Annotated in this window: 10 protein-coding genes and 1 tRNA gene; 8 read left to right on the top strand and 3 right to left on the bottom strand. The window is 56.9% G+C overall.

Annotated elements, in window-relative coordinates; genetic code table 11:
• The first annotated feature begins 147 nt into the window (after window positions 1–147).
• Together ppnN and HDE79_RS08510 are read left to right on the top strand one after the other, a co-directional pair.
• On the top strand, window positions 148–1,548 hold the full coding sequence (ppnN, locus tag HDE79_RS08515) for a nucleotide 5'-monophosphate nucleosidase PpnN (RefSeq protein ID WP_184601502.1): 1,401 nt from the start codon (window positions 148–150) through the stop codon (window positions 1,546–1,548).
• Between the two features lie 68 nt (window positions 1,549–1,616).
• Window positions 1,617–1,693, top strand: a tRNA-Asn gene (locus HDE79_RS08510).
• 470 nt (window positions 1,694–2,163) lie between these two features.
• On the opposite strand, the gene HDE79_RS08505 is transcribed toward HDE79_RS08510, so the two are convergent.
• Together HDE79_RS08505 and HDE79_RS08500 are read right to left on the bottom strand one after the other, a co-directional pair.
• Window positions 2,164–2,541, bottom strand: a complete 378-nt coding sequence (locus HDE79_RS08505; RefSeq protein ID WP_184601501.1) for a hypothetical protein — start codon at window positions 2,539–2,541, stop codon at window positions 2,164–2,166.
• Between the two features lie 220 nt (window positions 2,542–2,761).
• The gene (locus HDE79_RS08500; protein WP_184601500.1) at window positions 2,762–2,899 is read right to left on the bottom strand and encodes a hypothetical protein; all 138 of its coding nucleotides are present in this window, start codon (window positions 2,897–2,899) and stop codon (window positions 2,762–2,764) included.
• A gap of 973 nt (window positions 2,900–3,872) precedes the next feature.
• On the opposite strand from HDE79_RS08500, the gene HDE79_RS08490 reads away from it, so the two are divergent.
• Both HDE79_RS08490 and HDE79_RS21805 read left to right on the top strand, forming a co-directional pair.
• Complete coding sequence (locus HDE79_RS08490; protein ID WP_184601498.1) at window positions 3,873–4,115, top strand: hypothetical protein; 243 nt, start codon at window positions 3,873–3,875, stop codon at window positions 4,113–4,115.
• A 277-nt stretch (window positions 4,116–4,392) separates the two neighbouring features.
• Window positions 4,393–4,626, top strand: coding sequence for a hypothetical protein (locus HDE79_RS21805; RefSeq protein ID WP_221440107.1), 234 nt, complete (start codon window positions 4,393–4,395; stop codon window positions 4,624–4,626).
• On the opposite strand, the gene HDE79_RS22210 is transcribed toward HDE79_RS21805, so the two are convergent.
• Window positions 4,568–4,804, bottom strand: a complete 237-nt coding sequence (locus tag HDE79_RS22210; RefSeq protein ID WP_343205931.1) for a DUF3761 domain-containing protein — start codon at window positions 4,802–4,804, stop codon at window positions 4,568–4,570. The two genes, HDE79_RS21805 and HDE79_RS22210, sit on opposite strands and share 59 nt — an antisense overlap.
• A gap of 1,334 nt (window positions 4,805–6,138) precedes the next feature.
• Between HDE79_RS22210 and HDE79_RS08480 the strand changes: the two genes are divergently transcribed.
• From HDE79_RS08480 to HDE79_RS08465, 4 genes are all read left to right on the top strand, one after another.
• Complete coding sequence (locus tag HDE79_RS08480) at window positions 6,139–9,714, top strand: RHS repeat protein (RefSeq protein ID WP_184601497.1); 3,576 nt, start codon at window positions 6,139–6,141, stop codon at window positions 9,712–9,714.
• 31 nt (window positions 9,715–9,745) lie between these two features.
• A complete protein-coding gene (locus HDE79_RS08475; protein ID WP_184601496.1) occupies window positions 9,746–10,114 on the top strand; it encodes a tetratricopeptide repeat protein in 369 nt (122 codons plus the stop codon).
• A 79-nt stretch (window positions 10,115–10,193) separates the two neighbouring features.
• On the top strand, window positions 10,194–10,409 hold the full coding sequence (locus tag HDE79_RS08470) for an RHS repeat-associated core domain-containing protein (RefSeq protein WP_184601643.1): 216 nt from the start codon (window positions 10,194–10,196) through the stop codon (window positions 10,407–10,409).
• Window positions 10,406–10,912 carry a hypothetical protein gene (locus HDE79_RS08465; protein ID WP_184601495.1) on the top strand — a complete coding sequence of 169 codons (507 nt, stop codon included), beginning with the start codon at window positions 10,406–10,408 and terminating at the stop codon, window positions 10,910–10,912. The genes HDE79_RS08470 and HDE79_RS08465 overlap by 4 nt, the downstream gene beginning before the upstream one ends.
• Window positions 10,913–10,919: the final 7 nt, after the last annotated feature.

Raw genomic sequence — 10,919 nt, 5'->3', positions numbered from 1 at the left:
GGCAGACCTTGTGGGCAGTCAGCCTTTGTTGATGGTGCAGCAGCTTCCGGCGTTGTTCTTGACCACAATCAATTGACGCGGGATGCTACGCGGTCGGCTCCGCAATCGGAGTCAGGCTGAGGTGTTCAGCCGTAAAGGAGCGATGTGATGAATACAGTTCAACCCAGTGCCGTGGGCGCCGGCAATACCGTCAGCGCGCGTATTTCGCCGATAGGCGGGCTGGATATTCTTTCCCGTAACGAAGTGGCACGGTTGCGCGGCGTCAGCGATTCGGGCCTGCATGCACTGCTGCGTCGTTGTGCTCTGGCGGTGCTGACATCCGGCAGCATCAGTGACGACCCGCGGGCGATTCTGGAGCAGTACCCGGATTTCGACATCCAGGTGTTGCAGCAGGATCGCGGCATCAAGATCGAGCTCAGCAACGCGCCCGCGCAATCGTTCGTGGATGGCCAGATCATCCGCGGCATCAACGAATTGCTGGTGGCGGTGGTGCGCGACATCGTCTATGTGTCGACCCAACTGGAACAGACCGGCGTCGATCTGGACGGTACTGCCGGATTGACCCAGGGCGTGTTCGAGATCCTGCGCAACGCGCGCATCCTGAAGCCGCATGTCGATCCCAATCTGGTGGTCTGCTGGGGCGGCCATTCGATTTCGCGCGAAGAGTACGACTACACCAAGCTGGTGGGTTACCAGCTTGGCCTGCGCGGGCTGGATATCTGCACCGGCTGCGGCCCCGGCGCCATGAAGGGGCCGATGAAGGGCGCGACCATTGCGCATGCCAAGCAGCGTCGCCGGCACAACCGCTATATCGGCATCACCGAGCCAGGCATCATCGCCGCCGAATCGCCCAACCCGATCGTCAACCATCTGGTGATCATGCCGGATATCGAGAAGCGCCTCGAAGCGTTCGTCCGCATGGGCCACGGCATCATTGTGTTTCCTGGTGGCGTTGGTACGGCGGAGGAAATTCTTTATCTGCTGGGCATCCTGTTGCATCCGGACAATGCCGGCGTGCCGTTTCCGCTGATCTTCACCGGACCGCGTCAGTCGGCCGCGTATTTCGAGCAGATCGACCGTTTCCTGCGGCTGGCGCTCGGTGACGAGGTGGCGCAGCACTACCAGATCATCGTGGATGATCCACCGGCCGTGGCGCGCGCGATGGTCAAGGGCATCGATAAGGTACGCAAGCATCGTCTGGATACGAAGGATGCGTTTTTCTTCAACTGGGCGCTGCAGATTCCGTTCGCATTCCAGATTCCGTTTCGTCCCACCCACGAAGCCATGCGCGCGCTGCAGATCCATCGCGATCGACCACGCCACGAGCTGGCGGCGGACCTACGACGCGCCTTTTCCGGCATTGTCGCGGGCAACGTCAAAGAAGAGGGCGTCAAGGCGATCGAGCAGTTCGGCCCATTCGATATCGACGGCGATGCCGACATCATGCGGGCGCTGGACAAGTTGCTGCAGGCGTTCGTCGAGCAACACCGCATGAAGCTGCCGGGCGGGGCGGCTTACGTGCCGTGTTATCACGTGCGCACGGCCTGAAAGTATGCGGCGATCCGGTCATCATGGCTTGACAGCTCGCCGCACGATCTACAAACTACGCAGCTCACGCCCGAATAGCTCAGCTGGTTAGAGCACTTGACTGTTAATCAGGGGGTCGCTGGTTCGAGTCCAGCTTCGGGCGCCAAGAAAATCAAGGCCTTGCAGAAATGCAGGGCCTTTTCTTTGCACGTTTGTGTAAATCACGGTGTAAATCCATTCGACTTTCATCGCAAGAGTCGCCTAAATCACCGGCCCGTTGCATCATCGCCGCTCACCTTATGGGGGGGGCCAGAGCAGTATTAACCAGGCTCTCTGCGCGCTATGCAGACGTCAGCTATCTGCCGACGCAGCTATTGATCGACCCAACAAAAAAGACCCGCCGAAGCGGGTCCTTATCCATCTGTGCATGCTTGGGGAAGCTTCGCGGGACAGCGATCGCCTCACGGCGACTAGGGGTTGGTCCAGACAGTTTATGCGCGTCGTGAATGGGCGCCAGTGAACTGATGGCACATGCTCACGCCAGCCGTTTGGCATCTGGCGCTACAAGGTCCGCACAGGACAGGCGCAAGCGACGCTGTAACGTCTGCTGGAGCCGACTATCGAGGCAATCTCTAGTTACACGCGCGGCGCTCGATCGATAGCCGACACAATGGCATCTACCAAGTCGTCGACGCCGTAAGGCTTCTGCAGGCATACGGAATAGGGCGGATAGTAGTGCGTGTAATATTTTGGGTCCGCCGAAACCAGAACAATGCCGGCGTGCGGGTGGAGCTCAGCAAAGCGCGCAATGAAATCTGCACCTGTGCCGGTCCTGCGCACTCGAATATCGATAATCAAGACATCCAAATTGCCCTGATCTAGATGGCTTTCCGCGAGATCGAAGCTGCCGGCCTGGAGCAATGCAATGCTCTTTAATCCGGCTAGCGAGTCCGCGACCGCTGCTGACAACGTCGGATCGCGGTCGATAAAAAGCGCCTTCAGCGGAGCGTCCACCGGCACACCTCATCGCATTATTGTTCCCCGCGCGTATTGTGTATGACACGCCATATGGCGCTCAAGCCTGCCTCTCGCCGGTTGTCATCTACACGTAGCGGCGCTGCGACTGGTGACCAGTCGGTCAGCAGATCAAAAGAAAAGGATTTGCTGCGTTAGAGCTGTCGGGGCAAGGCGGCAGGACGGATACCGCTAGTCTCACGAAATAACGCGCACTACATCAGGGGCCCGCACCGGGCGCCGAGTTATCAGACGGCCGCGCTTCTTGATGCGTGATGCCCAGATAAAAGCCCACAGCCAATATCGCAATCGTTGCGGCGATCAGGACGAGGAATGCCAGGTTACGTTTGCGCTTCATGAGACAAGTCTACGCGTCCCACATCAGGACGAGAGCCCATCAATACCGGCCCTTCCCGAGTGCGTAATTCGATCAACCTGTTCATCTGGCAACATGAGTTGGCAGCGGGTCGTTTCATGGTGAGTGACGGGGCAAGCTGACTTGGCGTTGCAGCACATGCCCGTCTCAATGCAATGGCCCAGCCGATGAGGCTCCAGCCAAAACACAAATTGAGTATAAAGATGGCTGATGCGTTTGGATTTCTTCGACTTGTTGCGACGAGTGCGGGCACGAAGTACCAAAACAGACCGATCGCGAAAGCGACCAGCAACAGAGCTATTCTCACGATTCCCCCGGAATCCATCGGAGGTATGCGTCCGATGGTTCGCTGGAATATAGCGCAATTTCTTGCGTCTCGTGTGAGGTTGGCGCGAGGTACTTGATCTAGCCACCCGATACGTTTGTTTTTCGATCGCAAGCGCGAAAGCTTTGTCGATATACCGGGTCACTTCGTGACGGCCGAACGGCTTACGCACGAAGTGCAACGATCAGACAGGCCCTCTGTTGGATTGTGAGTCGGAAGAAAACAGCACGGCTGCGCCGTCAGGATGACTGGCATTGCAAGTTCGGCAAGATCCATGTCGCTCATTTCGCTTACTCGAGTGCTCCTGATTCGACGCGTCAGCAAAACCCTACAAACTTTCGCGTTATCTGCTGATTCACGGAGACGCGGAGTGCGCGCAATCTAGTCACGTCTCGCAAGACCCGCTGACTGGGATGTCAGGCACATCGCCAATTGGCGATGTCAGGCGTAAGGACTAGCGGGGCGCTTATGCAGAGGGAAGCGCAATGGTGCCTAGGGAAGGGCACCATTTTCATGCCCGGAATCAGGTTTCCCCTACACGACATCAGGCTATCCGCTGCTAGTCCGGTTCGTTGCCACGGCGCAATGTGATGCGATCCTGAGACAAGGCCGCCAGCGAGGTTGCCGCAGATGAGCGTCATCTTCACCATCAAAGAAGAATCGAACGGATTGTGGGGCGTTTATCGCGACTGCGAACTGCTGATAAAGCAGCTCACCGCGGCCGCGGCCATCAAAGATGGTCGAGAGCTGGCGCGGTTGATTCACGGACAATCGGGCGAGGCGGTCACCGTCGCTCTGGAGACGCCTTATTCGAGTATCCTGCTGGCGCGATACGCCAAGCCTGCACCCATGCTCAAGCTTGTAGCGGCTTGATGGATGCGCCGATCAACCATGGTAATCCCCTGAGCCTCGCGCACTGGTGTGGCCACTTCAGTTGCAGTGAGCGCGATTTGTTCGATGCCATACGAGTCACCCACAGCACGGACGTCTGTACGGTCGGGTTGTATCTGGCCACACGGTTTGAATGGGAAGATCTTGAACCCACTCCTGCAACGGGTTCCGTATGCAGCGTCTATTGACCGGGCTCGTCGCTGTCGCATCTCCTGACACATTCGCCGTGCAAGCTCGAACCAGATCACGGGAGATGGCAATGGATGGAACAACGTTTGTGGTGTGCGGTTTTCATCAAGGGCGCAAGCTGAAGCCTCATCACTTCAACACCGAAGCGCAGGCACGCGAACATGCAGCCCATATGGGGCGTTCGTTGGATTGCGTCGTGCTGACGACCAGCAACACCATATCGCGCGCGTCTATTGATCAAGAGCTCACAGCCAACGCGCCACCCCACCATGATGCGAACACGTCCCGCGATGGTTCATGCTGAAGCTGTAGCTGCCATCGCGGCATTGAGCAGACGCACCGGCAGGAGCTGTAGCTGCCATCGCGGCATTGAGCAGACGCACCGGCAGGCACTGCGCCCGATACGGTGTGCGCCGGCTTATGGACTGAATACCCCTCGCGGTTAACGTAGCTGCCTTGCTCGATGAGCGTGGTCGAGCCATTTGTGACGTTCTGTGCGCTTTGTTGAGGCTGTTGCTGCGCGTCACTCGGTGTGACGAGAAGGCTGTTGAGCCCCATGGCGAGCAGGCATAGGGATAGAGAGAGGCTGATGTGCTTGAACATGTGGATCCCCCCTTTTGTTCGGACAAAGGGATCAATGCAAGAGTGTTGCCAGTGCCTACAAGAAGTCGGGCGTGGCACCTCTGGATAATTTGCCCCTTATGAGTGGGCACCACAGACTTTTGCGCAGCGCGATGTCACTATTGACAGGCAACCAAAGGGACGGGGCAGCGCAGAGGCATCATGACTCGACGAGGGTTCAGTGAGTCGACGCCCGCGTGATAAAACTCTGTCGAACACAATCCATTGACCAAAAACGATCGCGCAAGGAAGGGCTGTATGTCACGCAAGTGGACGCGTTGGGGACTGCCGTTTGGCCTGTTTCTGTGTGCCGCGATGCATGCCACCTCGGCGATGACTTACAGCGGGCTTATGGCTGGTCTTATATGAAGAGACGAAGGTCATGTAACAAGCAAGGAAGTTGCCTGGCAGTTGGCGTTATCGCAAACGACTTCACGCAGACCCGGCACAGGCATTCACTTTGGGACAAAGAATAAACATGGTTTTCTTTATGCAACTAGCCTCGCTCTATCGACGTACGCGCGATTCGTGGTCCCGGGTTCGACGATTCACACTCATCCTGATCTGTTGGTGTTGTTTTGGTTTTTTCCCTTCTGCGTCTCGCGCCCAAAACCTGATCGGCCCACAAGCTGCAGCGTTATCTGCGTGTCAATCAGAGATTTCAGAAGATCAGGCTACCTATGGTGTCAATGACGGTGGCATGCTTGTTGAACCGTGCACTGTATCTAGAGACCCCAGTTTTGGTTATTACGGGTACATATTTCTCTATACAGCTCCCTTTGGACTGTACGACCACTCTTACCTTGATTTCATTGGCTTACCGTCTCAGACCAGCGGCCAAAAGAGCTTGGGACCGCCATGCAATTGTGCTGGCGACCCCATTAACCTCGGGACAGGCAACGAGTATCGCGACGAAAACGATGCATCGCTCGGCGCACTCAGTTTTCACCGCTATTACAACAGCAACGTTAATGTAACTCCTTCCCATATCGGCATGAACTGGCGGCACAGCTTTGATCGGAGCCTCCAATATCTGCAGAACGGAAGCTTCGCCGGTGTAACAATCCTGCGCCCCGATGGGCGGGCGCTCTTTTTTACGCTTCAGGGGAGCCAATGGGTCGCCGATCTTGACGTCGCTGATCGTCTGACTGAGCAAACGGATGCGTCTGGCAACCCGAGCGCATGGACCTATTTCGTGGCCGCAACGCGTAATCTGGAAAGCTACGATGCCAACGGCAACCTGGTGTCCATCACCACTCCGGATGGACAGGTCACTACGCTGACTTACAGCACATCCTCCACACCAGCGAGCGTTGCGCCTCGAGCTGGCTTGTTGCTGATGGTGACCGATCCCCGTGGACGTTCGCTGAACTTCACGTATAACACCCAAGGCAACATGACCACCGTGACCATGCCCGACACTGGCGTGCTCACCTATGGCTATGACGGCATCGGTAATCTGAATAAAGTCACCTACCCAGATACGACGTACAAGCAATACGTCTACAACGAAAGTGCACTGACAAGCGATGTTAGCCAGCCCAACGCGCTCACCGGCGATATCGACGAATCCCAAACACGCCTGACCAGCATTGGTTATGACGCGCAAGGACGCGCGACGATGTCGCGCTTGGGAACCAGCGTCGAACTAACGCAAGTCAGCTACGGTAGCAACGCCGCGACGGTGACCTATCCGACCGGCGCCCAGGCCACGTTGAACTTCGCCACCATCAACAACTCGATACACACCAGCGCGGTCAGTGCGGCTTGCGGATACGACTGCGGTCAACCCAACGCCGCGGCGACTTTCGACACGAACGGCTATCCCGCCTCAACCACTGACTTCAACGGTAATCTCACCACCACCACTTACGACAACGACGGTTTGCTTGATGTCGAAGTCGATGCCTCCGGGTCACCCAATCAACGGACCATTACTACCGGCTGGGATGATGTGAATCGCGTCCCTCTGACGCGCACGGTTCAGAACGCCAGCGGGTCTGCCGTTGCTGCCACGAGTTGGGTCTACAACGCGCTCGGCCAGACGCTGGCGCGATGCGAGGTCGATCCAACCAATTCTGCCTCCTCCTCCTATACCTGTGCCGCCACGGGGACTGTTCCTGCCGGGGTGCGTCATTGGACCTACACCTACTGCACCGCGGTCAGCAGCCAGTGTCCGCTGATCGGCCTGCAACTCACCGCGACCGGCCCGCGCACCGACCTGAGCCAGACCACGATCTACAGCTATTACACGACCAGCAGTGCAACGAACTGCGGTACGCCGGGCAGTGCCTGTTATCAGGCGGGCGATCTGTATCAGATCACCGATGCGCTAGGCCACGTCACCACTTACGCCTCCTACGACGGTGCGGGTCGCGTGACGCGCGTCACCGACCCCAACGGGGTCAACACCGATATGACCTACACGCCGCGCGGCTGGCTGGCCTCGCGCAGCGTGGGCGGCTCGGCCGCCACGTTCACGTACATGCCTTACGGCGAGGTGCAGACCATTACCGATCCCGATGGGGTGGTCACCACCTTCGGCTATGACAGCGCGCACCGACTGACCGACATCACCGACGCGCAGGGCAACGATATCCACTACACGCTGGATGCGGCCGGTAACAAAATCGCGGAACAGATCAGTACCGCCTCTGGCACCGTCGTGCATAGCCTGTCGCGCAGCTACAACGCGCTGGGTCAGCTCACGGCGGTGATCGATGGGCTGAGCCAGACCGTCTTCAACGCGGGCTACAGCGATAGCTACGACGCCAACGGCAACCTGACGCACAGCGCGGATGGCCTAAGTATCCAGCGCCAGCAGAGCTACGACGCGCTCAATCGTCTGAAAAGTACCATCGATAACTACAACGGCACCGACACCGCGACGGCGAACACCACCACGACGGTGAGCCAGGATGCGTTGGACCGCGTCACCAGCGTCACCGATCCCTCGAGTCTGGTCACCAGCTATACCCATGACGGACTCAGCAACCTCACTGCGCTGCAAAGTCCGGACAGCGGCGCTAGTTCATCGACCTTCGACGCAGCCGGCAATGCACTGACCCATACGGATGCTAAGGGCGTGGTGGCGACATCCACCTACGATGCCCTCGACCGTAAAACTGGCACCAGCTACACGGACACCACGGCCAACGTCACCTACACCTACGACGAGGCCAACAGCGTCACAGGCTGTGCGACCTCTGCATACATCGGTCGGCCAACTCGCGTGGTGGAGAACGCCGTCAGTACCACCTACTGCTACGACGCGCGCGGCAATATCATCCAGAAGACGCAGGTGGTCTCGGGGAAGGCCGACAGCACGTCGTACCGTTACACCGCGGCGGACCGACTGAGCGGCGAGACCACGCCCGATGGCACGGCGATCAGCTACGCCTACAACACCAATGGCCGCATCAGCGGTGTCCAGGTCACGCCCAGCGGCAGCACGTCCGCATCGCCCACCGTGGTCAGCAGTGTCAGCTGGCTGCCGTTCGGTCCGATCAGCGGCTACACGCTGGGCAACGGCCAGGTTGTGACGCGTGCCTACGATGCCAACTACCGACTCACCGATCTGACGAGTCCCGCCTTGGCGCTGCATTTTGCTCGGGATGCGATGGGCGATATCACCGCCCTGGGCAACGCCCCCGGTGCCAATCCGGCGACCGAGAGCTATCAATACGACCCGCTGTATCACCTCACCAGCATCACCAGCATCACCAACAGCAGCGGTGTACTGGAGAGCTATACCTACAATCCAACCGGCGACCGGCTGAGCAAGACCGCTTCCGGTCTGGCGACGGGGACGTACAGCTACACCAGCGGCACGCATCAACTCGCCAGTATCGGCAGCGCCCCCCGCGCCAACGACGCCAACGGCAACACCACCGGCAGCGTGATAGGCGGCCAGACCTACGGTTTTGCTTACGACTCACGTCAACGCATCGCGCTCGCCCAGGCTAACGGCGCGACGGTCGGTACCTACCTCTACAACGCCCTCGGGCAGCGGGTGTACACATCGGCCGCCAGTCTGCGCTTCGACTACGACCAAGCCGGACACGTCCTCGCCAACTATGGTGCGAGCAGCCGCGACTACATTTGGCTGGGCGATCTGCCGGTGGCCACCGTGGACACCACTGGCAGCGGTAGCGTCACGTCTAGCACGGTCAACTATGTGGTGGCTGACCAACTCGCTACGCCCAGAGCCGTGACCAACAGCGCGGGTACGGTCATCTGGTCTTGGGCCTATGCGGGTAACCCCTTTGGTGAGCAGCAACCGATCAGCAGTACCGGCTATGTGTTGAATCTGCGCTTTGCTGGGCAGTACTACGACGCGGAGAGCGGGACGAATTACAACATGTTCCGCACGTATGAGTCGGCGACAGGGCGCTATTTGCAGAGCGATCCGATCGGCTTGGATGGCGGTATCAGCACGTATGCGTATGTGGAAAATGAACCGCTGGATGGCTTCGATCCAATGGGATTAGCCAACAACGGCGGTGAGCGCGGTTGGTCTGGTGGGCCAGGTGGCACCAGCAACCCGGGGAAACACTGGAAGGATGACCCCGCAAATCCGGGATGGGGATGGCAAAAAAATCCTCAAACAGGGAAAAAAACCTATAAGAAGCGCCCGCCTTACGTCTGTCCTCCAAACGACGGCTCTGAAGGCAATGGCCAAAAATTTGATCCGGTGCCGGCAGAAAAAGCGGGCCTAACGGCCCTAGTGGTGGCGGCAATTGTCGCGGCTGCGGCGGCGCTCGCAAATTAAGTCGATACTCAGTGACGAAGGAATATTTGCTATGAATATGAAAATAGAAGAGGCTCGCGAAAAATTAGAAAGCGCTTGTCTCTTATACGAGACCGGTGAGAGAACTAAGTCAGTGCATCTTTTTTTAGAAGCGGCTCGCCTAGGCAATATACAAGCGCAGGTCAATTTGGCAAATATTTACGATGAAGGCGACGGGCTGAGAAAGAATTTTGAAAAGGCTCGATTTTGGTATAAAAAAGCGACCTCATCGGGTAGCGCCGAAGCCGCTTACAATCTCGGAATAAGCTATAAAAATAGAAAAAACGTTCGTTGGAGCGCATATTGGCTTTCAATCGCTCAAGCTATGGGCGATGAAGATGCAAAAGAGCAGCTTCGTAATTTGAAAAAATTGGCCAAATAGATATTCAGAAAACGACAGCGCGAGATAACAATAAAGCAAAGCGTCACGTGGATAATTTGACACCTGTTGGCCGCTATTCATAGCCTATCAGCGTAATCTGTTTGGGGAGCAGTCGCCGACATCGACGGGATACGCACTCAACCTGCGCCACCCCGGCCAGTGGTATGACGCAGAGACGGGCACGAACTACAACATGTCCCGTATGTACGAGCAGGCGATAGGGCGATATCTACATAGCGATCCGATTGGACTTTTAGGCGGTATCAGCACTTACGCTTCAGAGAGGATTTTATGAATATTAGCGCATTTAGGTCAGCGCTTATTTTAATAATTTTTACTATATCGATGACTGCTAGCGCTGGAGAAAAATTTTACGTCCGCGCAGATAGCGTGCGAATAGAACACGATAACGTTCGCTTAAAAATGAGTGTTTGGAACTGTTCAGAATCGCCAGTAAATACACAGCTTGCATATCTTCCCTGGGGCGAACACGCCATAGGCTTGATCGCCTATGCGGCTGGGCAAATGAGTGGCCAGGCTTTCAGTCAAGTAACTTACATAGAGGATTTTCCAGGAAAAGACGTTCTAATACCCACCAATTCATCCGTGACTAATGAAATTAATTTAAGCCGTCTTTTCCCTAAATTATCCGGCTACAAATATATGAAAGATGTCGTAATATTTTGGGTCTACGACAAGGGTCTTCTTGATCACAGTTCTTCAAACTATGTCGGGGGCATGATTCAAGTTTTACCAACCAATCAAATTTTCACGTCTCCATCGAATCCATGTAAGTAAATATGGC

Origin of the sequence: Rhodanobacter sp. MP1X3, assembly GCF_014207165.1 — a bacterium.
In the GTDB taxonomy this organism is placed as follows: domain Bacteria; phylum Pseudomonadota; class Gammaproteobacteria; order Xanthomonadales; family Rhodanobacteraceae; genus Rhodanobacter.
This window is presented reverse-complemented; position numbering and strand designations above follow the sequence as displayed.

Excerpts from the sequence above, each read along its gene's own strand:
- ppnN (WP_184601502.1), top strand. The coding sequence starts at position 148 with ATGAATACAGTTCAACCCAGTGCCGTGGGCGCCGGCAATACCGTCAGC.
- HDE79_RS08500 (WP_184601500.1), bottom strand. The coding sequence starts at position 2,899 with ATGAAGCGCAAACGTAACCTGGCATTCCTCGTCCTGATCGCCGCAACG.
- HDE79_RS08490 (WP_184601498.1), top strand. The coding sequence starts at position 3,873 with ATGAGCGTCATCTTCACCATCAAAGAAGAATCGAACGGATTGTGGGGC.
- HDE79_RS21805 (WP_221440107.1), top strand. The coding sequence starts at position 4,393 with ATGGATGGAACAACGTTTGTGGTGTGCGGTTTTCATCAAGGGCGCAAG.
- HDE79_RS22210 (WP_343205931.1), bottom strand. The coding sequence starts at position 4,804 with ATGGCTCGACCACGCTCATCGAGCAAGGCAGCTACGTTAACCGCGAGG.
- HDE79_RS08475 (WP_184601496.1), top strand. The coding sequence starts at position 9,746 with ATGAATATGAAAATAGAAGAGGCTCGCGAAAAATTAGAAAGCGCTTGT.
- HDE79_RS08465 (WP_184601495.1), top strand. The coding sequence starts at position 10,406 with ATGAATATTAGCGCATTTAGGTCAGCGCTTATTTTAATAATTTTTACT.